This is a genomic window from Streptomyces sp. NPDC046727, from assembly GCF_040645635.1.
Classification (GTDB): domain Bacteria; phylum Actinomycetota; class Actinomycetes; order Streptomycetales; family Streptomycetaceae; genus Streptomyces.
On record NZ_JBEYYR010000001.1, the window covers coordinates 352,301 to 376,533 of the forward strand.

The 24,233-nt window shown below is 69.8% G+C and carries 19 protein-coding genes; 4 read left to right on the top strand and 15 right to left on the bottom strand.

The window, feature by feature from the left end; all coding sequences use genetic code 11:
• The first annotated feature begins 6 nt into the window (after window positions 1–6).
• Complete coding sequence (locus ABZ937_RS01655) at window positions 7–2,772, top strand: fumarate reductase/succinate dehydrogenase flavoprotein subunit (protein ID WP_361684496.1); 2,766 nt, start codon at window positions 7–9, stop codon at window positions 2,770–2,772.
• Window positions 2,773–2,800: 28 nt separating this feature from the next.
• Here the strand turns inward: ABZ937_RS01655 and recQ are convergent, their stop codons facing one another.
• Window positions 2,801–4,792, bottom strand: a complete 1,992-nt coding sequence (gene recQ, locus ABZ937_RS01660; RefSeq protein ID WP_361684498.1) for a DNA helicase RecQ — start codon at window positions 4,790–4,792, stop codon at window positions 2,801–2,803.
• A gap of 211 nt (window positions 4,793–5,003) precedes the next feature.
• Here recQ and ABZ937_RS01665 point away from each other — a divergent pair, with 211 nt between their 5' ends.
• Entirely contained in the window at window positions 5,004–5,606 is a 603-nt protein-coding gene (locus tag ABZ937_RS01665; protein ID WP_361684500.1) for a Uma2 family endonuclease, read from the top strand.
• Window positions 5,607–5,675: 69 nt separating this feature from the next.
• On the opposite strand, the gene nuoN is transcribed toward ABZ937_RS01665, so the two are convergent.
• The 14 genes from nuoN to ABZ937_RS01735 are packed head-to-tail and all read right to left on the bottom strand — an operon-like array spanning window position 5,676 to window position 21,767.
• The gene (gene nuoN / locus ABZ937_RS01670) at window positions 5,676–7,325 is read right to left on the bottom strand and encodes an NADH-quinone oxidoreductase subunit NuoN (protein WP_361684502.1); all 1,650 of its coding nucleotides are present in this window, start codon (window positions 7,323–7,325) and stop codon (window positions 5,676–5,678) included.
• The gene (locus ABZ937_RS01675; protein WP_361684504.1) at window positions 7,322–8,893 is read right to left on the bottom strand and encodes an NADH-quinone oxidoreductase subunit M; all 1,572 of its coding nucleotides are present in this window, start codon (window positions 8,891–8,893) and stop codon (window positions 7,322–7,324) included. Before ABZ937_RS01675 ends, nuoN begins: the two co-directional genes overlap by 4 nt.
• Before the next feature lie 5 nt (window positions 8,894–8,898).
• A complete protein-coding gene (gene nuoL / locus ABZ937_RS01680) occupies window positions 8,899–10,839 on the bottom strand; it encodes an NADH-quinone oxidoreductase subunit L (RefSeq protein WP_361684506.1) in 1,941 nt (646 codons plus the stop codon).
• A gap of 15 nt (window positions 10,840–10,854) precedes the next feature.
• Window positions 10,855–11,154 carry an NADH-quinone oxidoreductase subunit NuoK gene (gene nuoK, locus ABZ937_RS01685; RefSeq protein WP_361684508.1) on the bottom strand — a complete coding sequence of 100 codons (300 nt, stop codon included), beginning with the start codon at window positions 11,152–11,154 and terminating at the stop codon, window positions 10,855–10,857.
• A complete protein-coding gene (locus ABZ937_RS01690; RefSeq protein ID WP_361684510.1) occupies window positions 11,151–11,996 on the bottom strand; it encodes an NADH-quinone oxidoreductase subunit J in 846 nt (281 codons plus the stop codon). Before ABZ937_RS01690 ends, nuoK begins: the two co-directional genes overlap by 4 nt.
• The gene (gene nuoI / locus ABZ937_RS01695) at window positions 11,993–12,634 is read right to left on the bottom strand and encodes an NADH-quinone oxidoreductase subunit NuoI (protein WP_361684512.1); all 642 of its coding nucleotides are present in this window, start codon (window positions 12,632–12,634) and stop codon (window positions 11,993–11,995) included. Before nuoI ends, ABZ937_RS01690 begins: the two co-directional genes overlap by 4 nt.
• On the bottom strand, window positions 12,627–13,991 hold the full coding sequence (nuoH, locus tag ABZ937_RS01700) for an NADH-quinone oxidoreductase subunit NuoH (protein ID WP_361684514.1): 1,365 nt from the start codon (window positions 13,989–13,991) through the stop codon (window positions 12,627–12,629). The genes nuoI and nuoH overlap by 8 nt, the downstream gene beginning before the upstream one ends.
• Window positions 13,988–16,492, bottom strand: a complete 2,505-nt coding sequence (locus tag ABZ937_RS01705) for an NADH-quinone oxidoreductase subunit G (RefSeq protein WP_361684516.1) — start codon at window positions 16,490–16,492, stop codon at window positions 13,988–13,990. The genes nuoH and ABZ937_RS01705 overlap by 4 nt, the downstream gene beginning before the upstream one ends.
• On the bottom strand, window positions 16,489–17,838 hold the full coding sequence (gene nuoF, locus ABZ937_RS01710; RefSeq protein ID WP_361684518.1) for an NADH-quinone oxidoreductase subunit NuoF: 1,350 nt from the start codon (window positions 17,836–17,838) through the stop codon (window positions 16,489–16,491). The genes ABZ937_RS01705 and nuoF overlap by 4 nt, the downstream gene beginning before the upstream one ends.
• On the bottom strand, window positions 17,835–18,752 hold the full coding sequence (gene nuoE / locus ABZ937_RS01715; RefSeq protein ID WP_361684520.1) for an NADH-quinone oxidoreductase subunit NuoE: 918 nt from the start codon (window positions 18,750–18,752) through the stop codon (window positions 17,835–17,837). Before nuoE ends, nuoF begins: the two co-directional genes overlap by 4 nt.
• A complete protein-coding gene (locus ABZ937_RS01720; protein ID WP_361684521.1) occupies window positions 18,749–20,080 on the bottom strand; it encodes an NADH-quinone oxidoreductase subunit D in 1,332 nt (443 codons plus the stop codon). The genes nuoE and ABZ937_RS01720 overlap by 4 nt, the downstream gene beginning before the upstream one ends.
• On the bottom strand, window positions 20,077–20,841 hold the full coding sequence (locus ABZ937_RS01725; protein ID WP_361684522.1) for an NADH-quinone oxidoreductase subunit C: 765 nt from the start codon (window positions 20,839–20,841) through the stop codon (window positions 20,077–20,079). Before ABZ937_RS01725 ends, ABZ937_RS01720 begins: the two co-directional genes overlap by 4 nt.
• Window positions 20,838–21,392 (bottom strand): NADH-quinone oxidoreductase subunit B, encoded by a 555-nt coding sequence (locus tag ABZ937_RS01730; RefSeq protein ID WP_055635348.1) that lies wholly within the window; start codon window positions 21,390–21,392, stop codon window positions 20,838–20,840. Before ABZ937_RS01730 ends, ABZ937_RS01725 begins: the two co-directional genes overlap by 4 nt.
• 15 nt (window positions 21,393–21,407) lie before the next feature.
• Window positions 21,408–21,767 carry an NADH-quinone oxidoreductase subunit A gene (locus ABZ937_RS01735; protein ID WP_003992243.1) on the bottom strand — a complete coding sequence of 120 codons (360 nt, stop codon included), beginning with the start codon at window positions 21,765–21,767 and terminating at the stop codon, window positions 21,408–21,410.
• A 744-nt stretch (window positions 21,768–22,511) separates the two neighbouring features.
• Here ABZ937_RS01735 and ABZ937_RS01740 point away from each other — a divergent pair.
• Both ABZ937_RS01740 and def read left to right on the top strand, forming a co-directional pair.
• Window positions 22,512–23,348, top strand: coding sequence for a C40 family peptidase (locus tag ABZ937_RS01740; RefSeq protein WP_361684524.1), 837 nt, complete (start codon window positions 22,512–22,514; stop codon window positions 23,346–23,348).
• Window positions 23,349–23,580: 232 nt separating this feature from the next.
• Entirely contained in the window at window positions 23,581–24,213 is a 633-nt protein-coding gene (gene def / locus ABZ937_RS01745) for a peptide deformylase (RefSeq protein WP_361684526.1), read from the top strand.
• The last annotated feature ends 20 nt before the right edge of the window (window positions 24,214–24,233 follow it).

Genomic DNA, 24,233 nt, shown 5'->3' on the forward strand with positions numbered 1-24,233 from the left:
ACCCCGGTGACCACCCCCGCGCCCACTCCCCTGAAGATTCCCGCCGTCGCCGACGCCGAGGAGCTGACCTGCGACGTCCTCGTCATCGGCGGCGGCACCGCCGGCACCATGGCCGCGCTGACCGCCGCCGAGCGCGGTGCGAACGTCCTGCTGCTGGAGAAGGCCCATGTCCGGCACTCCGGTGCGCTCGCCATGGGCATGGACGGCGTCAACAACGCCGTCGTCCCCGGCCGCGCCGAACCCGACGACTACGTCGCCGAGATCACCCGCGCCAACGACGGCATCGTCGACCAGTCCACCGTCCGCCAGACCGCCACCCGCGGCTTCGCGATGGTGCAGCGGCTGGAGTCGTACGGGGTCAAGTTCGAGAAGGACGAGCACGGTGAGTACGCGGTCCGCCAGGTCCATCGCTCCGGCTCGTACGTACTGCCGATGCCAGAGGGCAAGGACGTCAAAAAGGTCCTGTACCGGCAGTTGCGGCGGCGCGAGATGCGGGAGCGGATCCGGATCGAGAACCGGGTGATGCCGGTGCGGGTCCTCACCGCCGAGGGGCGGGCCGTGGGCGCCGCCGGGTTCAACACCCGTACCGGCGCCTTCGTCACCGTCCGCGCGGGCGCGGTGATCCTCGCGACCGGTGCCTGCGGCCGGCTCGGGCTGCCCGCGTCCGGCTACCTCTACGGCACCTACGAGAACCCCACCAACGCCGGAGACGGGTACGCCATGGCCTACCACGCGGGCGCCGAGCTGACCGGTATCGAGTGCTTCCAGATCAACCCGTTGATCAAGGACTACAACGGGCCGGCCTGCGCCTACGTCGCCAACCCCTTCGGCGGTTACCAGGTCAACCGGCACGGCGAGCGCTTCGTCGACTCCGACTACTGGTCCGGGCAGATGATGGCCGAGTTCGCCGCCGAGGTCGCCAGCGACCGCGGGCCGGTCTACCTCAAGCTCAGCCATCTCCCCGAGGAGTCGGTCTCCGCCCTGGAGTCGATCCTGCACTCCACCGAGCGGCCCACCCGTGGCACCTTCCACGCCGGCCGCGGGCACGACTACCGCACCCATGACGTCGAGATGCACATCTCCGAGATCGGCCTGTGCGGCGGGCACTCCGCCTCCGGCGTCCGTGTCGACGACCACGCGCGCACGACCGTCCCCCGCCTGTACGCCGCCGGCGACCTCGCCTGCGTCCCGCACAACTACATGATCGGCGCCTTCGTCTTCGGCGACCTCGCGGGCGCGGACGCCGCCCGGTACACGGCGTACGCCGGTGAGCTTCCCGCGGACCAGGTGCGTGAGGCGCACGAGCTGGTCTACCGCCCGCTGCGCAACCCGGACGGCCCGCCGCAGACCCAGGTCGAGTACAAGCTGCGCCGCTTCGTGAACGACTACGTGGCACCGCCGAAGTCCGGCGCGCGGCTCTCCCTCGCGCTGGAGGCGTTCGAGCGGATGCGCGCCGACATCGCCACGATGGGTGCCCGCACCCCGCACGAGCTGATGCGCTGTGCCGAGGTCACCTTCATACGCGACTGCGCGGAGATGGCCGCCCGTGCCTCTCTGGCCCGTACCGAGTCCCGCTGGGGGCTCTATCACGACCGTCTCGACCATCCCGGGCGCGACGACGTCTCCTGGTTCCACCATCTCGATCTGCACAAGTCCCCCTCTGGTGCGATGGAGTTCACGGCGCGTCCCGTGGCTCCCTATCTGGTTCCGGTCGAGGAGTTCACGCCTGTCGGCGGTCCCTCCCGGTATCTGGGCGAGGTCCGTCCCGAGCGGGTGGCCACGGCCGGGCCGCGCGAGGTGGCGCCGGTGGCCGCGGGGCCCACGTCCGCGCGTGCCGCCGATCCCGCCGGCCGGGCCGGCGGCCCGGGCTCCGCCTCGCGCCGGCTGCTGGAGCTGCTGGAGCTGGCCGAGGCGGAACCCGGACTCACTGTGGTCGAGCCCTACTTGACCGACTCGGATCCCGCGGTCCGCCGTACGGCCGTCTCGGTGCTCACCGAGACCGTGCCGCCCGGCACGGGGCAGGCCCTCGCCGGTGCACTCGCCGACCCCGACGCCGGGGTCCGCGCGACCGCCGCGGCCTCACTGCGGGAACTCGTCGAGACGCTGCGGCCCGAACCCGCCCTCGGTGCCGCCCTCACCGACGCGCTCGCCCAAACCGATCCGGTGGTCCGTGCCGCCGCCGTCGATGTGCTGCGAGCCCTGCGGCTCGGCGCGGCCGAGGTGTTCGCGGCGGCGCTCGACGACCCCGACATCGCCGTCCGGACGGAGGCCGTACGGGCGCTCGTCTCGGTGGACGCCGTCCGGCCGCTGGCCGGCGCGGCGGACGATCCCTCCCGGGAGGTCCGGGTCACCGTGGCCAAGGCCCTGGCCACCGTCGGTTCGACGTCCCTCGCCGCTGTCGACCGGGACCTGCTCACCGAGGCTCTGGACCGGCTCACCGTCGACGGCGACCCGCTGGTGCGGGGTGCCGCACTCGGTGCGCTGGCCGACACCGGCTGCCCGCCGCCGCTCACCGCCCGTGCCGTGACCGCCTTGTCCGATCCGGCCTGGCAGGTGCGGTCCGGCGCCGCGACCGCGCTGTCGGCCGCGCCCGCCGACACAGCGGTCCCCGCCCTGGCCAAGGCCCTCGCCGACCCGAACGCCGACGTACGTAAGGCGGCGGTCCTGGCCCTGGGCCGGCACCGGGCCTCGGCCCAGGCCCGCGCGGCCCTCGCCACGGCCACGGCCGACTCGGACGCGGACGTCCGGGCCTACGCGGCGCGGGGGCGGTGAGCCCCGCACCGCTCCGGGCCGTACCGCGCTATATCCAGTCGTCGGGCTCCGGTTCGTCCGCCGGCTCGGGCCAGTCGGCGTCGGGTGCGTCCGGTGCGTCGCCGGCGGTGGCCGGAGCCGCCCCGTCGAGCGAGGCCAGCACCTGGAGCACGCCTTCCCCGTACGTCGCCAGCTTCTTCTCGCCGACGCCGCCCACCGTGCCCAGTTCCCGCACCGAACCGGGCCACCGGGTCACGATCTCCCGCAGGGTGGCGTCGTGGAAGATGACGTACGCCGGGACGCCCTGTTCCCGGGCCTGCTCGGCCCGCCAGGCGCGCAGGGCCTCGAAGGCGGGGAGCAGCGCGTCGGGCAGCTCGGCCGCGGCGGCCTTGGCCTTGCGGTCGCCCTTGCCGGAAGAGGTGCCCGAGCGGGCGGCGGCCGGCTTCTTCGGTTCCTTGCGCAGCGGCACCTCGCGCTCGCTCCGCAGCACGGCGCCGCTCGCCTCGGTGAGCACCAGCGTGCCGTACTCGCCCTCGACCGCGAGCAGACCCTGGGCCAGCATCTGCCGGATCGCGCCCCGCCACTCGCCCTCGGTGAGGTCCTGGCCGATGCCGAAGACGGACAGCTGGTCGTGGTCGAACTGGATGACCTTGGCGGTGCGCTTGCCGAGCAGGATGTCGACGATCTGCATCGCGCCGAACTTCTGCCCGCGCTCCCGCTGCAGCCGCACCACCGTGGACAGCACCTTCTGCGCGGCGACCGTGCCGTCCCAGGTCTCCGGCGGGGTGAGGCAGGTGTCGCAGTTGCCGCAGCCCGCGGCGTCGGGTTCCTGGCCGAAGTAGGCGAGCAGCTGGCCGCGGCGGCACTGGGCGGTCTCGCACAGCGCGAGCATGGCGTCGAGGTGGGCGGCGGCCCGGCGGCGGAACGCCTCGTCGCCCTCGCCGGACTGGATCAGCTTGCGCTGCTGTATGACGTCGTTCAGGCCGTACGCCATCCAGGCCGTGGACGGCAGGCCGTCGCGGCCCGCGCGGCCGGTCTCCTGGTAGTAGCCCTCGATCGACTTGGGCAGGTCCAGGTGGGCGACGAAGCGTACGTCCGGCTTGTCGATGCCCATGCCGAAGGCGATGGTCGCGACCACGACCAGGCCTTCCTCGCGCAGGAACCGGGACTGGTGCGTCGCGCGCGTGGCCGCCTCCAGGCCCGCGTGGTACGGCACCGCCTGGATGCCGTTGGCGGTGAGGAACTCCGCCGTACGCTCGACCGAGTTGCGCGAGAGGCAGTACACGATGCCGGCGTCGCCCGCGTGCTCCTCGCGGAGGAAGGCGAGCAGCTGCTTCTTGGGGTCGGCCTTGGGGACGATGCGGTACTGGATGTTGGGCCGGTCGAAGCTGGCGACGAAGTGGCGGGCCGTCGGCAGGCCGAGCCGCTGGGTGATCTCCTGGTGGGTGGCGCGGGTGGCCGTGGCGGTGAGGGCGATCCGCGGGACGTCCGGCCAGCGCTCACCGAGCAGGGACAGGGCGAGGTAGTCCGGGCGGAAGTCGTGGCCCCACTGGGACACGCAGTGCGCCTCGTCGATCGCGAAGACGGAGATCTTGCCGCGGGTGAGCAGGTCCAGTGTGGTGTCCAGGCGGAGCCGCTCCGGGGCCAGGTAGAGCAGGTCCAGCTCGCCGGCCAGGAACTCGGCCTCGACCATGCGCCGCTCGTCGAAGTCCTGGGTGGAGTTGATGAAGCCGGCGCGGACGCCGAGGGCCCGCAGGGCGTCCACCTGGTCCTGCATGAGGGCGATCAGCGGCGAGATGACCACGCCGGTGCCGGGCCTGACCAGGGCCGGGATCTGGTAGCAGAGCGACTTGCCGCCACCGGTCGGCATGAGGACGAGGGCGTCGCCGCCCGCCACCACATGCTCGATGATCGCCTGCTGCTCGCCCCGGAACGCGTCGTATCCGAAGACCCGGTGCAGCGTGGCCAGCGCCTCGCTGTCGGCCGCGCCCGGCCCCTCGGTCACTTGTGCCATCTCGCTGATCCCGCCCGTCACGCCCATCGTCCTGTCCCCCGTCGGTCCCCCGTGTGTCGTCTCTCGACCGCTGCATCCACCATAGGGGTCCGGACCGACAGCCTCGGAGTTATCCACAGGTCCGCTGGATCACTCCGCGTCAAGGACACGAACATCGTTCACACGTTCGCGGGAGACCTGCCCGTTTCCGGCCGATAGCCTGAATGCACCGGCGAGACTCCGTCCCATGGGAGCACTGATGAGCGTCGCACCGAAGGCGTCCGCGTCCAGCTGGCCGATGCCGCCGGAGGGCGGCTGGACCGCCGATGACCTGGACCGGCTTCCGAATCTTCCTCCGCACACGGAATTGATCGACGGGAGTCTGGTCTTCGTGAGTCCACAGACCCTGTTTCACACCCGCGCTGTGAGCTTCTTCGAATGGCAGCTTCAGTCGCTGGCGCCGGAGGAATTCGAGGCCATCCGCGAGTTCACGATCGACATCGACCGGCAGAACCGGCCGGAGCCGGACGTGGTCGTCGTGCGAGGGGATGTGGTGGAGGACCCGTACCAGACCCGCTTCCCGGTGGAATCCGTGGTCCTAGCCATCGAGGTCGTCTCCGAGGACTCCGTCTCCCGTGACCGCGAGACCAAGCCCCTGAAGTACGCCCGCGCCAAGATCCCCCACTACTGGCGGGTCGAGAACGAGAAGGGCCGGGCCGCTGTGCACGTCTTCGAGCTGGAGCCGACGACCGGCACCTACACCAGCACCGGCATCTTCCGCGAGCGCATGAAGCTGGACGTGCCGTTCCCGGTGGATCTCGACCTCACCCAGATCAAGACGCGCCGCGACAGGAATCAGTGACCACGAAACCATGCCGCTGCCCGGCACCCTGAGCGCGGGTGCCGGGCAGCGGCATGTGCGAGCGGAGCGTCAGCGCACGAAGACTCCCGCCTGGCTCGCCAGGTCCAGGAAGTACTGCGGTGCCACGCCGAGGACCAGCGTCACCGCCACGCCCAGGCCGATCGCGACCATGGTCAGCGGTGACGGCACCGCGACGGTCGGGCCTTCCGGCCGCGGCTCGCTGAAGAACATCAGCACGATCACGCGGATGTAGAAGAACGCGGCGATGGCCGAGGAGATCACACCGACCACGACCAGCGGGGCCGCGCCGCCGTCCGCCGCCGCCTTGAACACGGCGAACTTCCCGGCGAACCCGGAGGTCAGCGGGATGCCGGCGAAGGCCAGCAGGAACACCGCGAAGACGGCCGCCACCAGCGGCGAGCGTCGGCCAAGGCCCGCCCACTTGGACAGGTGGGTCGCCTCGCCGCCCGCGTCGCGCACCAGCGTGACCACCGCGAAGGCGCCGATCGTCACGAAGGAGTAGCCGGCGAGGTAGAAGAGGACCGACGAGACGCCGTCCTTCGACGTGGCGATGACACCCGCGAGGATGAATCCGGCGTGCGCGATGGACGAGTACGCCAGCAGCCGCTTGATGTCGGTCTGTGTGATGGCGACGATCGCACCGCCCAGCATGGTGATGATCGCCACGGCCCACATGACCGGCCGCCAGTCCCAGCGCAGCCCGGGCAGGACGACGTAGAGCAGGCGCAGCAGCGCGCCGAACGCGGCCACCTTCGTCGCCGCCGCCATGAAGCCGGTCACCGGGGTGGGCGCGCCCTGGTAGACGTCGGGCGTCCACATGTGGAACGGCACCGCGCCCACCTTGAACAGCAGGCCCATCACGAGCATGGCGGCGCCGATCAGGAGCAACGCGTCGTTGCCCATGGTGCCGGCGAGTGCCGGGTCGACATTGGTTGCCGTGCCGTCGACGACCTGGGCGATGCGGGCGTACGACACCGAGCCCGCGTAGCCGTACAGCAGCGCGATGCCGAACAGCGTGAACGCGGAGGCGAACGCGCCCAGCAGGAAGTACTTGACCGCGGCCTCCTGCGACATGAGCCGTTTGCGGCGGGCCAGCGCGCACAGCAGGTAGAGCGGGAGGGAGAAGACCTCCAGGGCCACGAACAGGGTCAGCAGGTCGTTGGCCGAGGGGAAGACCAGCATGCCGGCGATGGCGAAGAGGAGGAGCGGGAAGACCTCGGTGGTGGTGAAGCCGGCCTTGACCGCTGCCTTTTCGCTGTCGCTGCCGGGTACGGAGGCGGCCTGCGCGGCGAAGGAGTCGACCCGGTTGCCGTGCGCCTCCGGGTCCAGGCGCCGTTCGGCGAACGTGAACAGGCCGACCAGGCCGGCCAGCAGGATCGTGCCCTGCAGGAAGAGGGACGGTCCGTCGACGGCGATCGCGCCCATGGCCGCGATGTGTGCCTTCGTGGTGCCGAACCCGTCGGCCGCGAGCGCGACGACCGCGGCGAACGCGGCGCACAGAGCCACGGCGGACACGAACACCTGTGCGTAGTAGCGGGACCGGCGCGGCAGGAACGCCTCGATGAGCACCCCGACCAGCGCCGCACCGACGACGATCAGCGTCGGCGACAATTGTCCGTATTCGATCCTCGGCGCGTCGATCTTCGAGATCGGTTCGGCCGCGGTTGTCCACAGGCTGTGGACAGCTGGTGCGCTCACTTGGCCGCCTCCACCTCGGGCTTGGGGTCCTTCTTGTGTACGTCGGACATGGTCTGTTTGACCGCCGGGTTGACGATGTCCGTGACGGGCTTCGGGTAGACGCCCAGGAAGATCAGCAGCACGATCAGCGGGGCGACGACGACCAGCTCGCGCGCGCGGAGGTCGGGCATCGCGGAGACCTCGGCCTTGACCGGGCCCGTCATCGTCCGCTGGTACAGGACGAGCGTGTACAGCGCGGCGAGGACGATGCCGAAGGTGGCGATGATGCCGATCGCCGGGTAGCGCGTGAACGTGCCGACCAGGACCAGGAACTCGCTCACGAACGGCGCCAGTCCGGGGAGCGAGAGGGTGGCGAGGCCACCGATCAGGAAGGTGCCGGCGAGCACCGGGGCGACCTTCTGCACGCCTCCGTAGTCGGCGATGAGCCGCGAGCCGCGCCGGGAGATGAGGAATCCGGCGACCAGCATCAGCGCGGCCGTGGAGATGCCGTGGTTGACCATGTAGAGCGTGGCGCCGGACTGGCCCTGGCTGGTCATCGCGAAGATGCCCATGATGATGAAGCCGAAGTGCGAGATCGACGCGTACGCCACCAGGCGTTTGATGTCCCGCTGGCCGACGGCGAGCAGTGCGCCGTAGACGATGCTGATGAGCGCCAGGACGAGGATCACGGGCGTCGCCCACTTGCTGGCCTCCGGGAACAGCTGGAGGCAGAAGCGGAGCATCGCGAACGTGCCCACCTTGTCGACGACCGCGGTGATGAGGACGGCGACCGGGGCGGTGGACTCCTGCATGGCGTTGGGCAGCCAGGTGTGCAGCGGCCACAGCGGCGCCTTCACCGCGAAGGCGAAGAAGAAGCCGAGGAACAGCCAGCGTTCGGTGCTGGTCGCCATGTGCAGCGAGCCGTTCGCACGGGCCTCGGCGATCTCCTGGAGGCTGAAGTTCCCGGCGACCACGTAGAGGCCGATCACCGCGGCCAGCATGATCAGTCCACCGGCCAGGTTGTAGAGCAGGAACTTCACCGCGGCGTACGTCCGCTGCGTGGCAGCCGTCTCCTCGCCGTGCTCGTGGGCACGGTCCCCGAAGCCGCCGATGAGGAAGTACATCGGGATGAGCATGGCTTCGAAGAAGATGTAGAAGACGAAGACGTCGGTGGCCTCGAAGGAGATGAGCACCATCGCCTCGACCGCCAGGATCAGCGCGAAGAAGCCCTGGGTGGGCCGCCAGCGGCGGCTGCCGGTCTCCAGCGGGTCGGCGTCGTGCCAGCCCGCGAGGATGATGAACGGGATCAGTACGGCGGTCAGGGCGACCAGTGCCACCGCGATGCCGTCGACCCCCAGCTCGTACCTGACTCCGAAGTCCTTGATCCAGGCATGGGACTCGGTGAGCTGGTAGCGGGCGCCGTCCGGGTCGAAGCGGACCAGGACGGTGATCGCCAGGGCGAGCGTGGCGAGCGAGACGAGCAGTGCCAGCCACTTCGCGGCGGTGCGCTGCGCGGCCGGTACGGCGGCCGTGGCGACGGCCCCGAGGGCCGGGAGCGCCGCCGTCGCTGTCAGCAGAGGAAAGGACATCGGTATCAGACCGCCCTCATCAGCAGGGTCGCGGCGACCAGGAGTGCCGCACCGCCGAACATCGAGACCGCGTAGGAGCGGGCGAAGCCGTTCTGGAGCCGGCGCAGCCGTCCGGACAAGCCGCCGAAGCCGGCCGCCGTGCCGTTGACGACGCCGTCGACCAGGGTGTGGTCGACGTACACCAGGGAGCGCGTCAGGTGCTCGCCGCCGCGCACCAGGACCACGTGGTTGAAGTCGTCCTGGAGCAGGTCGCGGCGGGCCGCGCGGGTGAGCAGCGAACCGCGCGGGGCGACGGCCGGGACGGGCTTGCGTCCGTACTGGGCCCAGGCGAGGGCGACGCCGATGACCAGGCAGACCATGGTCGCGCCGGTGACCGCGGCCGCGCTGAGCGGGGAGTCGCCCTCGCTGTGGCCGGTGACCGGCTCCAGCCAGTGCAGGAAGCGGTCGCCGATGCTGAAGAAGCCACCGCCGAAGACGGAGCCGACGGCCAGCACGATCATCGGGATCGTCATGACCCTCGGGGACTCGTGCGGGTGCGGCATCTCACCGGGGTGCACCTCGATTCCGGGCTCGACGCTCGGCGCCTTGTCCGGGTCGGGTGCCGCCTGCCACCGCTCCTCTCCGAAGAACGTCATCAGCATCACGCGCGTCATGTAGAAGGCGGTGATGGCCGCGCCCAGCAGGGCCGCGCCGCCGAGGATCCAGCCCTCGGTGCCGCCCTTGGCGAACGCCGCCTCGATGATCTTGTCCTTGGAGAAGAAGCCGGACAGGCCGGGGAAGCCGATGATGGCGAGGTAGCCGAGGCCGAACGTGATGAACGTGACCGGCATGTACTTCCGCAGGCCGCCGTAGCGACGCATGTCGACCTCGTCGTTCATGCCGTGCATGACCGAACCCGCGCCGAGGAACAGCCCGGCCTTGAAGAAGCCGTGCGTCACCAGGTGCATGATCGCGAAGACGTAGCCGATGGGGCCGAGACCGGCCGCGAGGACCATGTAGCCGATCTGCGACATGGTCGAGCCGGCCAGCGCCTTCTTGATGTCGTCCTTCGCACAACCGACGATCGCACCGAAGAGGAGTGTGACCGCGCCGACCACCGTGACGGCCAACTGGGCGTCGGGCGCCGCGTTGAAGATGGCCCCGGAGCGGACGATGAGATACACGCCCGCGGTCACCATCGTCGCCGCGTGGATCAGGGCCGAGACCGGGGTCGGGCCCTCCATGGCGTCCCCGAGCCAGGACTGCAGCGGCACCTGTGCGGACTTGCCGCAGGCGGCGAGCAGCAGCATCAGGCCGATCGCGGTGAGCTTGCCCTCGGATGTGTCACCGGTGTGACCGAGGACCGGGCCGAAGGCGAAGCTGCCGAAGGTGGCGAACATCAGCATGATCGCGATCGACAGGCCCATGTCGCCGACGCGGTTGACCAGGAAGGCCTTCTTCGCGGCCGTGGCGGCGCTGGGCTTGTGCTGCCAGAAGCCGATCAGCAGGTACGAGGCGAGACCGACGCCCTCCCAGCCGACGTACAGCAGCAGGTAGTTGTCGGCGAGGACGAGCAGCAGCATCGCCGCGAGGAACAGGTTGAGGTAGCCGAAGAAGCGGCGGCGCCGCTCGTCGTGCTCCATGTACCCGACCGAGTACAGATGGATCAGCGAGCCGACGCCCGTGATGAGCAGGACGAAGGTCATCGACAGCTGGTCCAGGCGGAAGGTGACGTCCGCCTGGAAGCCGGCCACCGGGACCCAGCTGAACAGGTGCTGCGTCAGGGTCCGGTCTTCGGCTCCCTTGCCCAGCAGGTCGGCGAAGAGCGCGATACCGAGGGCGAAGGAGACGAACGAGAGCAGCGTGCCGATCCAGTGGCCGACGCGGTCGAGGCGCCGGCCGCCGACCAGGAGGACGGCCGCTCCGAGCAGGGGCGCCGCGATGAGCGGCGCGATCAGGTTCTCCACGATTCTTCCGACCCCTTACAGCTTCATCAGGCTGGCGTCGTCGACCGAGGCCGAGTGGCGGGTACGGAACAGCGACACGATGATCGCGAGGCCCACCACGACCTCCGCGGCGGCGACGACCATCGTGAAGAAGGCGATGATCTGGCCGTCGAGGTTGCCGTGCATCCGGGAGAAGGTGACGAGCGCGAGGTTGCAGGCGTTCAGCATCAGCTCGATGCACATGAAGACCACGATGGCGTTGCGCCGGATGAGGACGCCGGTCGCGCCGATCGTGAACAGCAGGGCGGCGAGGTAGAGGTAGTTGACCGGGTTCACTTCGACGCCTCCTCGGGCCGCTTGAACGTCTCCGGCTCGATCGCCCGGCGCTCCAGGCGCTCCTCCGCGCGCTGCTCCAGCGCCCGCAGGTCATTGAGCGCCTCCGCGGACACGTCACGGATCTGGCCGCGTTCGCGCAGCGTCTTGTTGACGGTCAGCTCGGACGGGGTGCCGTCGGGCAGCAGGCCCGCGATGTCCACGGCGTTGTGCCGGGCGTAGACACCGGGGGCGGGCAGCGGCGGTACGTGCTTGCCCTCGCGGACGCGCTGCTCGGCCAGCTCGCGCTGGGTCCTGGCGCGCTCGGTGCGCTCGCGGTGGGTGAGCACCATGGCGCCGACGGCGGCGGTGATCAGCAGCACGCCGGTGATTTCGAAGGCGAAGACGTACTTGGTGAAGATGAGGTCCGCGAGGCCCTCCACATTGCCGTTCGCGTTCGCCTGGCCGGTGCCGTTGAACTCCTTCAGGGAGGCGTTGCCGATGCCTGCGAACAGCAGGACACCGAAGCCGATGCCACACAGAAGGGCCAGCCAGCGCTGGCCCTTGATGGTCTCCTTCAGGGAGTCCGCGGCCGTGACGCCGACGAGCATCACCACGAACAGGAACAGCATCATGATCGCGCCGGTGTAGACGACGATCTGCACGATTCCGAGGAAGTAGGCGCCGTTGGCGAGGTAGAACACCGCCAGGACGATCATGGTGCCGGCGAGGCAGAGCGCGCTGTGCACGGACTTCTTCATGAAGACGGTGCACAGGGCGCCGATCACCGCGATCGTGCCGAGGACCCAGAACTGGAAGGCCTCACCGGTGGAGGTGGTGTACGCGGCGAGGTGCTGTGCGTTCATCGGCCGATCACCTTCTCCGAGGCCGGCTCGTCCTCGCCGAAGGTGGACGCGGACTCCTGCGGGACCTCTCCCTTGGAGACGGCGACCTGCTGGACGGTGCCGGGCGCGGCGTGTGTCACCAGGCCGCGGTAGTAGTCCTGTTCGTCCGTCCCCGGGAAGATCGCGTGTGGTGTGTCGACCATGCCGTCCTCGAGGCCGGCGAGCAGCTGCTCCTTGGTGTAGATGAGGTTGGCGCGGCTGGAGTCGGCCAGTTCGAACTCGTTCGTCATCGTGAGCGCGCGCGTGGGGCACGCTTCGATGCACAGCCCGCACAGGATGCAGCGGGCGTAGTTGATCTGGTAGACGCGGCCGTATCGCTCGCCCGGGGAGTAGCGCTCCTCGTCGGTGTTGTCGGCGCCCTCCACGTAGATGGCGTCGGCGGGGCAGGCCCAGGCGCACAGCTCGCAGCCGACGCACTTCTCCAGGCCGTCCGGATGGCGGTTGAGCTGGTGCCGTCCGTGGAACCGCGGAGCCGTGGTCTTCTTCTGCTCCGGGTACTGCTCGGTCAGCCGCTTCTTGAACATGGCCTTGAAGGTCACGCCGAAGCCGGCCACGGGGTTCTGGAAACCGGGCTTGGTCTCCTTGGGCTCCTCAGCCATCGGACGCCTCCTTTCCATCCGAAGATCCGTCACTGACAGTGTCCGACCCACCACTGACAATCAGCTCCCGCTCGCGGCGCGACCGGCGCCTCGGCACCGGCGGAAGCTCCTGTCCGGGCAGCGGCGGTACGGGGAATCCGCCCGCCATCGGGTCGAAGCCCGGCTGCCGGTCGGCGGGCCGCTCGGCCGTCTTCGCCTTCTCGCGGAACATGTCGGCGACGAAGGAGACCAGCAGCAGGGCGAGGACTCCGCCGCCGACGTAGAGGGCGATGTCGGCGAAGTCGTAGTTCTCGTTGCGCAGCGCGCGGACGGTCGCGACCAGCATCAGCCAGGTCACGGAGACCGGGATGAGGACCTTCCAGCCGAGCTTCATCAGCTGGTCGTAGCGGACCCGCGGGAGCGTGCCGCGCAGCCAGATGAAGAAGAACAGCAGCAGCTGGACCTTGACGACGAACCAGAGCAGCGGCCACCAGCCGTGGTTCGCGCCCTCCCAGAAGCTGCTGATCGGCCAGGGGGCGCGCCAGCCGCCGAGGAACAGGGTGGCCGAGACGGCGGAGACGGTCACCATGTTGACGTACTCGGCGAGCATGAACATCGCGAACTTGATCGACGAGTACTCGGTGTTGAAGCCGCCGACCAGGTCGCCCTCGGACTCCGGCATGTCGAAGGGGGCGCGGTTGGTCTCGCCGACCATCGTGACGATGTAGAGGATGAAGGAGACCGGCAGCAGCAGGATGTACCAGCGGTCGTGCTGCTGCTCCACGATCGTGGACGTCGACATCGACCCCGAGTACAGGAACACGGAGGCGAACGCGGCGCCCATGGCGATCTCGTAGGAGATCATCTGCGCGCAGGAACGCAGGCCGCCCAGGAGCGGGTAGGTGGATCCTGAACTCCAGCCCGCGAGGACGATGCCGTAGATGCCGACCGAGGCGACCGCGAGGATGTAGAGCATCGCGATCGGCAGGTCGGTGAGCTGCATCGTGGTGCGGTGGCCGAAGATCGAGATCTCGTTGCCGGCCGGCCCGAAGGGGATCACCGCGATCGCCATGAAGGCCGGGATGGCCGCGACGATCGGCGCGAGGACGTAGACCACCTTGTCCGCGCGCTTGACGATGACGTCTTCCTTGAGCATCAGTTTCACGCCGTCGGCGAGCGACTGGAGCATGCCCCAGGGGCCGTGCCGGTTGGGGCCGATGCGCAGCTGCATCCAGGCGACGACCTTGCGCTCCCAGACGATGGAGAACAGCACGGTCACCATCAGGAAGGCGAAGCAGAACACCGCCTTGACGACGACCAGCCACCAGGGGTCGCGGCCGAACATCGAGAGGTCTTCAGCGGCGAGGTACGCGTTCATGCCTCCACCTCCTTGGGGGCCTCGCCGGCGACTGCCGCCGGGCCGATGCGGACGAGGGAGCCGGGCCGTGCCCCGGTGTCGGAGGTGACACCGGCGCCCGCGGAGTTCAGCGGGAGCCAGACCACCCGGTCGGGCATGTCGGTGATCTGGAGCGGCAGTTCGACGGATCCGGCCGGCCCGGTGACGGCCAGGGTGTCGCCGTCCTTGACGCCCGCCTCGGCGGCCGTCGCGGCGGACACGCGCGCGCGTGCGGCGTGCCGGGTTCCGGCGAGTGCCTCGTCGCCCTCCTGGAGGAGCCCCTGGTCGAGCAGGAGCCGGTGTCCGGCGAGTACGGCCTCGCCGACGGCCGGGCGGGGCAGCACGCCCGCGGACTCCGTGGGTGCGGAGGCGCGGGGGCCGTCCCAGGGGCCGAGCCGGTCGATCTCCGCGCGCGTGGTGCGCAGATCCGGCAGGCCCAGGTGGACGTCCATGGCGTCGGCGAGCATCTGCAGCACGCGCGCGTCGGTCGGCGCGAGCCGGCGGGTCATCTGGTCGGGTTTGAGCGCGGCCTCGAAGAAGCGCACGCGGCCTTCCCAGTTGAGGAAGGTGCCCGCCTTCTCGGCGACCGCGGCGACCGGCAGGACCACGTCGGCGTGCTCGGTGACCTCGCTGGGCCGCAGCTCCAGCGACACCAGGAAGCCGACGCTCTCCAGCGCCTCACGCGCGCGTGCCGGGTCGGGCAGGTCGGCGACCTCCACTCCGGCGACCAGGAGCGCGGAGAGTTCACCGCCCGCGGCGGCCTCGACGATCTGGTGGGTGTCGCGGCCGTAGCGCAGCGGGAGTTCGGCGAGCCCCCAGGCGGCGGCGACCTCCTCCCGCGCGCGCGGGTCGGTCGCCGGACGGCCGCCCGGCAGCAGCGACGGCAGTGCGCCCGCCTCGAGGGCGCCGCGTTCACCGGCCCGGCGCGGGATCCACACCAGCTCGGCGCCGGTCGCGGTGGCGGCGCGCAGGGCGGCGGTGAGGCCGCCCGCGACGCCGGCCAGCCGCTCGCCCACGACGATGACGGCGCCCTCGGTGCGCAGGGCCTCGGCGGCGCGTGTGCCGGGTTCCTCCAGGCCGACGCCGCTCGCGAGGGCGTCCAGCCACTCCGTCTCGGTGCCCGGTGCGGCCGGCAGCAGTGTGCCGCCCGCCTTCTCCAGTCCCCGGGTGGCGTGCGTGGCCAGCGCGAACACCTGCTGCTTGCGCTTGCGCCAGGCCTTGCGCAGCCGCAGGAAGACGCCGGGCGCCTCCTCCTCGGACTCGAAGCCGGCCAGCAGGACGGCGGGCGCCTTCTCCAAGGAGGTGTACGTGACGCCCGTACCGTCCAGGTCACGGCCGCGGCCGGCCACCCGGGCCGCCAGGAAGTCGGCCTCCTCGCCGCTGTGCACGCGCGCGCGGAAGTCGATGTCGTTGGTGTCGAGCGCCACGCGCGCGAACTTGCTGTACGCGTAGGCGTCCTCGACGGTCAGCCGGCCGCCGATGAGGACGCCGGCCCGGGAGCGGGCGGCGGTCAGGCCCTCCGCGGCTGCCTGGAGCGCCTCGGGCCAGGAGGCGGGTTCCAGGACGCCCTCGGCGTTGCGCACCAGGGGGGTGTCGAGGCGGTCCTTCTGCTGCGCGTAGCGGAACGCGAAGCGTCCCTTGTCGCAGATCCACTCCTCGTTGACCTCGGGGTCGTTCGCGGCGAGCCGCCGCATGACCTTGCCGCGCCGGTGGTCGGTGCGGGTGGCGCAGCCGCCCGAGCAGTGCTCGCAGACCGACGGCGAGGAGACGAGGTCGAAGGGGCGGGAGCGGAACCGGTAGGCGGCCGAGGTGAGCGCGCCGACCGGGCAGATCTGAATCGTGTTGCCGGAGAAGTACGACTCGAACGGGTCGCCCTCGCCGGTGCCGACCTGCTGGAGCGCGCCCCGCTCGATCAGCTCGATCATGGGGTCGCCCGCGATCTGGTTGGAGAAGCGGGTGCAGCGGGCGCACAGCACGCACCGCTCGCGGTCGAGCAGCACCTGGGTGGAGATCGGTACGGGCTTCTCGTAGGTCCGCTTCTTGCCGTCGAAGCGGGACTCGGCGTTGCCGTGCGACATCGCCTGGTTCTGCAGCGGGCACTCGCCGCCCTTGTCGCAGACCGGGCAGTCCAGCGGGTGGTTGATGAGCAGCAGCTCCATCACGCCGTGCTGGGCCTTCTCGGCGACCGGCGAGGTGAGCTGGGTCTTCACGACCATGCCGTCCGTGCACGTGATCGTGCAGGACGCCATCGGCTTGCGCTGGCCCTCGACCTCGACGATGCACTGGCGGCAGGCGCCGGCCGGGTCCAGGAGGGGGTGGTCGCAGAACCGCGGGATCTCGATGCCGAGCTGCTCGGCGGCCCGGATGACCAGGGTGCCCTTGGGCACGCTGAGTTCGGCGCCGTCGATCGTCAGCGTGACGAGGTCTTCCGGCGGGACCGCCGCCTCTCCCCCTCCGGAGGGAGCACTGGTGGTCACGGTCATGCGTTCACCTCCGGGCGGTCCGCCCAGGCCGTCGACTTGGCCGGGTCGAAGGGGCAGCCCCGGCCCGTGATGTGCTGCTCGTACTCCTCGCGGAAGTACTTCAGCGAGGAGAAGATCGGGGATGCGGCGCCGTCGCCGAGGGCGCAGAACGACTTGCCGTTGATGTTGTCGGCGATGTCGTTCAGCTTGTCGAGGTCGGACATGACGCCCTTGCCGGCCTCGATGTCCCGCAGCAACTGCACCAGCCAGTACGTCCCTTCGCGGCAGGGTGTGCACTTGCCGCAGGACTCGTGGGCGTAGAACTCGGTCCAGCGGGTCACGGCCCGCACCACGCAGGTCGTCTCGTCGAAGCACTGGAGCGCCTTGGTGCCGAGCATGGAGCCGGCGGCGCCGACGCCCTCGTAGTCGAGGGGGACGTCGAGGTGCTCGTCGGTGAACATCGGCGTGGAGGAGCCGCCCGGCGTCCAGAACTTCAGGCGGTGGCCCGGCCGCATGCCGCCGCTCATGTCGAGGAGCTGGCGCAGGGTGATGCCGAGCGGGGCCTCGTACTGGCCGGGGCTCGCGACGTGGCCGCTGAGCGAGTAGAGCGTGAAGCCCGGGGACTTCTCGCTGCCCATCGACCTGAACCAGTCTTTGCCGTTTTTCAGGATGGCGGGAACTGACGCGATCGACTCGACGTTATTCACCACAGTCGGACAGGCGTAGAGGCCTTCCACCGCAGGGAAGGGGGGACGGAGCCGCGGTTGACCACGGCGGCCTTCGAGCGAGTCGAGCAGTGCGGTCTCCTCACCGCAGATGTACGCGCCCGCGCCCGCGTGCACGGTGAGCTGGAGGTCGAGTCCGCTGCCCAGGATGTTCTCGCCGAGGTAGCCCGCCGCGTAGGCCTCGCGCACGGCCTCGTGCAACCGCCGCAGAACGGGGACGACTTCACCACGCAGATAGATGAAGGCATGCGACGACCTGATGGCATAGCACGCGATCACCATGCCCTCGATGAGGCTATGCGGGTTCGCGAAGAGGAGCGGGATGTCCTTGCAGGTGCCCGGCTCCGATTCGTCGGCGTTGACAACTAGATAGTGCGGTTTTCCATCACCCTGAGGAATGAACTGCCACTTCATTCCGGTCGGGAATCCCGCGCCGCCGCGGCCCCGCAGCCCGGAGTCCTTGACGTACGCGATCAGGTCGTCCGGTGACATGGCGAGCGCCTTGCGGAGCCCCTCGTACCCCTCGTGCCTCCGGTAGACGTCCAGAGTCCAGGACCGGTCCTCGTCCCAGAAGGCCGACAGCACGGGTGCGAGCAGCTTCTCGGGGCTGGTGTCCTTGACCTCGGGTACCACGGTCATCACTCCCCCTCCTCGGCGGTAGGCCCTGCCGCATCGAAGCCGCGGGGCGAAGCCCCTCCGTCACGGGCGGTGGTGGGTGACGGGTGGGACGGGTCGGAGGCCGATGTCTCCAGCGGCGCGTCATGGGAACTGAGGTGCTCGGCCGGCGAGGGCTCGTGCACCTTGCCCTGCGGTTCCCCATGCGGACCTCCGCGCGGATGGACCACGCGCGCGGGTGCGGCCTCTCCCCTTGCCAGGCGAAGGCCCACCAGCGACGCGGGTCCCGCACTGCCGCTCTCCTCGACGGCCCCGGGCCGCTCGTCGGGGAAGCCGGCCAGGATCCGCGCGGTCTCCTTGAACGTGCACAGCCGCGCCCCGCGCGTGGGCTCGACGGGCCGTCCCGCGCGGAGGTCGTCGACCAGGCGCTTGGCGCTCGCCGGGGTCTGGTTGTCGAAGAACTCCCAGTTGACCATCACGACCGGCGCGTAGTCGCAGGCCGCGTTGCACTCGATGTGCTCCAGGGTGACCTTGCCGTCGTCGGTGGTCTCGCCGTTGCCGAGGCCCAGGTGCTCCTGGAGGGTCTCGAAGATCGCGTCGCCGCCCATGACCGCGCACAGCGTGTTGGTGCACACGCCGACCTGGTAGTCGCCGGAGGGCCGGCGCCGGTACATGGTGTAGAAGGTGGCGACCGCGGTGACCTCGGCCGTGGTCAGGTCCAGCATGTCCGCGCAGAACCGCATCCCGGTGCGCGTGACATGGCCCTCCTCCGACTGCACGAGGTGGAGCAGCGGCAGCAGGGCGGACCGGGAGTCCGGGTAGCGCGCGATCACCTCGCGCGCGTCCGCCTCCAGCCGGGCACGGACGTCGTCCGGGTAGGCGGGCGCGGGCAGTTCGGGCATGCCCAGGCTGACGCCCCGCTCCGAAGAAGAGGTGGTCACCGGTCGACGCCTCCCATCACGGGATCGATGGACGCGACGGCGACGATGACGTCGGCGACCTGGCCGCCCTCGCACATCGCCGCCATGGCCTGCAGGTTGGTGAAGGACGGGTCGCGGAAGTGGACCCGGTAGGGGCGGGTGCCGCCGTCGGAGACGGCGTGCACCCCGAGTTCGCCCTTGGGCGATTCGACGGCCGCGTACGCCTGTCCCGGCGGGACGCGGAAGCCCTCGGTGACCAGCTTGAAGTGGTGGATCAGGGCCTCCATGGAGGTGCCCATGATCTTCTTGATGTGGTCGAGGGAGTTGCCGAGTCCGTCCGGTCCCAGGGCGAGCTGGGCGGGCCAGGCGATCTTCTTGTCGGCGACCATGACCGGGCCGGGCTGGAGCCGGTCCAGGCACTGCTCGACGATCCTGAGCGACTGGCGCATCTCCTCCAGGCGGACGAGGAAGCGGCCGTAGGCGTCGCAGGTGTCTGCGGTCGGGACGTCGAAGTCGTACGTCTCGTAGTCGCAGTACGGCTGCGTCTTGCGCAGGTCGTGCGGGAGGCCGGTGGAGCGCAGGATCGGGCCGGTCGCGCCGAGGGCCATGCAGCCGGCCAGGTCGAGGTAGCCGATGTTCTGCATGCGGGCCTTGAAGATGGGGTTCCCGGTGGCGAGCTTGTCGTACTCCGGGAGGTTCTTCTTCATCTTCTTCACGAACTCGCGGATCTGGTCCACCGCGCCGGGCGGCAGGTCCTGGGCGAGTCCGCCGGGCCGGATGTACGCGTGGTTCATGCGCAGGCCCGTGATGAGCTCGTAGAGGTCGAGAATCATTTCACGATCACGGAATCCGTAGATCATGATCGTGGTGGCGCCCAGTTCCATGCCGCCGGTGGCGATGGCCACCAGGTGGGAGGACATCCGGTTCAGCTCCATCAGGAGCACTCGGATGATCTTGGCGCGCTCGGTGATCTGGTCCTCGATGCCGAGGAGCTTCTCGACGGCGAGACAGTAGGCGGTCTCGTTGAAGAAGGACGTCAGGTAGTCCATGCGCGTGACGAAGGTGGTGCCCTGTGTCCACGTGCGGTATTCGAGGTTCTTCTCGATGCCGGTGTGGAGGTAGCCGATGCCGCAGCGGGCCTCGGTGACCGTCTCGCCCTCGATCTCCAGGATCAGGCGGAGCACTCCGTGGGTGGACGGGTGCTGCGGACCCATGTTGACGACGATGCGTTCGTCGTCGGCGCGGGCCGCGGACTGGACGACCTCGTCCCAGTCGCCACCGGTGACCGTATATACGGTGCCCTCGGTGGTCTCGCGCGCGGACGCGGCGGATGCTGACTGCGTGCTCACGAGTACGACCTCCGCTGGTCCGGAGCCGGGATCTGGGCGCCCTTGTACTCGACGGGGATGCCGCCGAGGGGGTAGTCCTTGCGCTGCGGGTGGCCCTGCCAGTCGTCCGGCATCATGATCCGCGTCAGGGCCGGATGGCCGTCGAAGACGATCCCGAAGAAGTCGTAGGTCTCGCGCTCGTGCCAGTCGTTGGTCGGGTAGACGGAGACCAGCGACGGGACGTGGGGGTCGCTGTCGGGGGCGCTGACTTCGAGGCGGATCAGCCGGTTGTGGGTGATCGAGCGCAGGTGGTAGACGGCGTGCAGCTCGCGGCCCTTGTCGTTCGGGTAGTGGACGCCGCTGACGCCGGTGCACAGCTCGAAGCGCAGGGCCGGGTCGTCGCGCAGGGTGCGGGCGACGCGGACCAGGTGCTCGCGTTCGATGTGGAAGGTCAGCTCGTCGCGGTCGACGACCGTCTTCTCGATGGCGTTCTCGGGGATGAGTCCCTGTTCCTCCAGGGCGCCTTCCAGCTCGTCGGCGACCGCGTCGAACCAGCCGCCGTAGGGGCGGGTGGCCGGTCCCGGAAGGCGGACCGAGCGGACGAGGCCGCCGTAGCCGGAGGTGTCGCCGCCGCCCGCGGCGCCGAACATGCCGCGCTGGACGCGGATCTCCTCGCCGCCCTGGCCGCGCCGGCCGGGGAGGTTGGAGGCGGAGAGGTCCTTCTCGGGGTTCACCCCGTTCGCGGACCCGTTCACGCCGTGGGTGCCGTTCGCGTCGCTCACCGCAGCAGCCCCTTCATCTCGATCGTGGGCAGGGCCTTGAGCGCCGCTTCCTCCGCCTCCCGGGCCGCCTCCTCGGCGTTCACGCCGAGCTTGGAGTTCTGGATCTTGTGGTGGAGCTTGAGGATGGCGTCCATCAGCATCTCGGGCCGGGGCGGGCAGCCGGGGAGATAGATGTCGACCGGGACGATGTGGTCGACGCCCTGGACGATCGCGTAGTTGTTGAACATGCCGCCGGAGGAGGCGCAGACGCCCATGGAGATCACCCATTTCGGGTTGGGCATCTGGTCGTAGACCTGCCTCAGGACGGGCGCCATCTTCTGGCTGACCCGGCCGGCGACGATCATCAGGTCCGCCTGGCGCGGCGAGCCGCGGAAGACCTCCATGCCGAAGCGGGCGAGGTCGTAGCGGCCGGCGCCGGTGGTCATCATCTCGATGGCACAGCAGGCCAGGCCGAAGGTGGCCGGGAAGACGGACGCCTTGCGCACCCAGCCCGCGGCCTGCTCGACGGTGGTCAGCAGGAAGCCGCTCGGCAGCTTTTCTTCGAGTCCCATGTCGTTAAAGGCCCCTCAGTCCCATTCCAGGCCGCCGCGCCGCCATACGTACGCGTACGCGACGAAGACGGTGAGCACGAAGAGCAGCATCTCCACGAGCCCGAAAATCCCCAGGGCGTCGAAGGTGACGGCCCAGGGGTAGAGGAAGACGATCTCGATGTCGAAGACGATGAAGAGCATCGCCGTCAGGTAGTACTTGATGGGGAAGCGCCCGCCGCCGGCCGGCGTGGGGGTCGGCTCGATGCCGCACTCGTAGGCTTCGAGCTTCGCGCGGTTGTACCGCTTCGGACCGATCAGCGTGGCCATGACCACGGAGAAGATCGCAAAGCCTGCCCCGAGGGCTCCCAGTACGAGGATGGGCGCATACGCGTTCACCGCTCCTCGCTCCTCTCAGTCGGCACTGACTGGTGGCGGTTTGCACTGGGCTCACAGCCGCCTCACCGGTCCCACGAGTCCCGCTCGTCCCGGGCGAAGATCGAGAACATGTGAAGCAGGTCACAAGCCCAACTGCCTCGCATCTTATGCCCGCCACTCTGTGATCTGCGACACGGGGTATTCCACAAGCTTTGTGATCTCCACCACCTGACGAAGGATCATGAAGTCGGATGATGGGTGATCTTCGTACTAGAAGCGTTCAGTTGATCACCAGAAGTGACATTCTTGCTTGTCACCCCAGGCCGGAGGGGGCGTCTCAATATCAAGAGACTTCCGCTGCATGCAAATTGGTCTTGGACGTGGGGGTCTGATAGTGGGCTTCGTTCACACATCAGGGGGGGCTCGGGCGGGGTGTGGACGCGCGCCAGGGCGCGTGCACGTGTTCACGAGCGCCGCGCATGCCGGACGCTGCGGTTCCGGTAAGCGTTCCGTGACCTCCGTCACACCCATAAGAGGCCCACGAGAACCGGGCTTGGCCAACGACCCCAAGCGGTGGTAGGCGGGGGGCAATTCGGACGTAATGATCAAAGACCGTGATCAAGGGCTTGATCACGTGCGTCCACAATGTCCGTTACGGCGTCAATAAAGAGCGACACGCCCGGGATTCCAGGTCTCGATTGAACAACTGTGGCGCAGCACACGTTTCTTGAAGATATGAAGGAGCCCCTGGTACCGGTTGTTCCCATGTCCCACACCGCTCACATACGCAGCCACCGGAAGCCCCGCCGCAGCGCGTCGACCCTCGCCGTGCGGGCCGGAGTTGCCGGTGGCGTCCTCAGCACCCTGGCAGTCGCCGGGGCGTCCGGCTCGGCGAACGCGGCCGAGCCGGTGACGCAGACCCTCGAACTGCCCACCCTGACGGCCGACCTGGCCGCTCAGGCGGCCCAGTCCGCGGACGCCACCGAGCAGGCGGCCGCGCACTACCAGCTGCAGGCCGAGCGTGACGCGGCTGCCGCAAAGGCCGCGAAGCAGGCCAAGGCGGACCTCGCCGAGGCCAAGAAGAAGGCGGCGGAGGCCAAGAAGAAGGCCGAGGAGGAGGCCCGCAAGGCGGCCGCCGCCCGCGCCTCGCGCAACGCGGAGCGGACCACGCTCTCCACCAAGGCGGGCACCGACTCCACCTCCACCTCCACCTCCACTTCGACGTCCACCGACACGTCCACGGCGACCGGCTCGGCCGCCGCGGTCATCAGCTTCGTCAAGTCGCAGGTCGGCAAGGCGTACGTCTCCGGTGCCACCGGTCCGTCCGCCTACGACTGCTCCGGTCTGGTGCAGACGGCCTTCAAGCAGGTCGGCATCAGCCTGCCGCGCGTCTCCCAGGACCAGTCGACGGCCGGCACCCAGGTCTCGCTGAGCAACCTGCAGCCGGGCGACATCCTGTACTGGGGCAGCGCCGGCAGCGCGTACCACGTGGCGGTGTACGTCGGCGACGGCATGTTCGTCGGCGCGCAGAACCCCTCCAGCGGCGTCGTGGAGCGCCCGCTGTCGTACGACCCGCCCACCGGCGCCGTGCGGGTGCTCTGAGCGGGTCCCGCACCTCTCCACGCGCGTAGGGCCGCAGCCGCTCGGGGGCAGCGGCCCTTGCGTCGTACCCAGAGGGCGCTGAGCGCGCCCCTGGCGCGCGCTCACGGCGCGCCTCCCCTTCGCCCCGCCCTTCGCCCGCCCGGCGCCCTCCCCGGCGCGCCTGGCGTCTCCCTGGCATGCTCGGCTCGGGCCGCCGGACGGTGGTCCGCTCACGAGCGAAGGAGACAGCGCGATGCCACGCGTGTTCGTGCAGGGCAGTCCCGTCGGCCGGTTCCCGCGGTACGCCCCCGAGGCCGGGCGCGGTGCGGTGCGCCGGATCACCGAGGCCGGCGAGGAAGTGCTGCACAAGCCGTGCCGGGACGTCACGGAGTTCGGGCCCGACCTCGCCGCGCTCATCGACGACATGTTCCGCACCATGTATGTCGCCGACGGGGCGGGACTGGCGGCGAATCAGGTCGGGGTCGATCTGCGGCTTTTCGTGTACGACTGCCCTGATGACGACGGAGTCCGGCATGTCGGACACATCGTCAACCCGGTGCTCGAAACGCCCGCGATCGGGCGACGGCTGCTGGACGAGGGCGAGGGCTGCCTGTCGGTGCCGGGTGCCGTGATGGCCGTACCGCGGCCGGACCGGGCCGTCGTGCGCGGGCAGGACAGGGACGGCAACGCCGTCGTGATCGAGGGCACCGGGTACTTCGCGCGGTGCCTGGCCCACGAGACCGACCACACCGACGGACACGTCTATCTGGACCGGCTCTCGAAGCGGGACAGGAAGGACGCGCTGCGGCAGATGGCGGACCGGCGGGACGAGGTCCTCGCCCGCCGGGCCGCCAAGGAAGCCGCTTTCGGCACCCCGAGCACCTAGCCCCTAGCACCTAGCCCCTA

Coding starts and splice junctions, on each gene's coding strand:
- recQ (WP_361684498.1), bottom strand. CDS start 4,792: ATGGGCGTGACGGGCGGGATCAGCGAGATGGCACAAGTGACCGAGGGG.
- ABZ937_RS01665 (WP_361684500.1), top strand. CDS start 5,004: ATGAGCGTCGCACCGAAGGCGTCCGCGTCCAGCTGGCCGATGCCGCCG.
- ABZ937_RS01675 (WP_361684504.1), bottom strand. CDS start 8,893: ATGTCCTTTCCTCTGCTGACAGCGACGGCGGCGCTCCCGGCCCTCGGG.
- ABZ937_RS01690 (WP_361684510.1), bottom strand. CDS start 11,996: ATGAACGCACAGCACCTCGCCGCGTACACCACCTCCACCGGTGAGGCC.
- nuoI (WP_361684512.1), bottom strand. CDS start 12,634: ATGGCTGAGGAGCCCAAGGAGACCAAGCCCGGTTTCCAGAACCCCGTG.
- nuoH (WP_361684514.1), bottom strand. CDS start 13,991: ATGAACGCGTACCTCGCCGCTGAAGACCTCTCGATGTTCGGCCGCGAC.
- ABZ937_RS01705 (WP_361684516.1), bottom strand. CDS start 16,492: ATGACCGTGACCACCAGTGCTCCCTCCGGAGGGGGAGAGGCGGCGGTC.
- ABZ937_RS01730 (WP_055635348.1), bottom strand. CDS start 21,392: ATGGGACTCGAAGAAAAGCTGCCGAGCGGCTTCCTGCTGACCACCGTC.
- ABZ937_RS01740 (WP_361684524.1), top strand. CDS start 22,512: ATGTCCCACACCGCTCACATACGCAGCCACCGGAAGCCCCGCCGCAGC.
- def (WP_361684526.1), top strand. CDS start 23,581: ATGCCACGCGTGTTCGTGCAGGGCAGTCCCGTCGGCCGGTTCCCGCGG.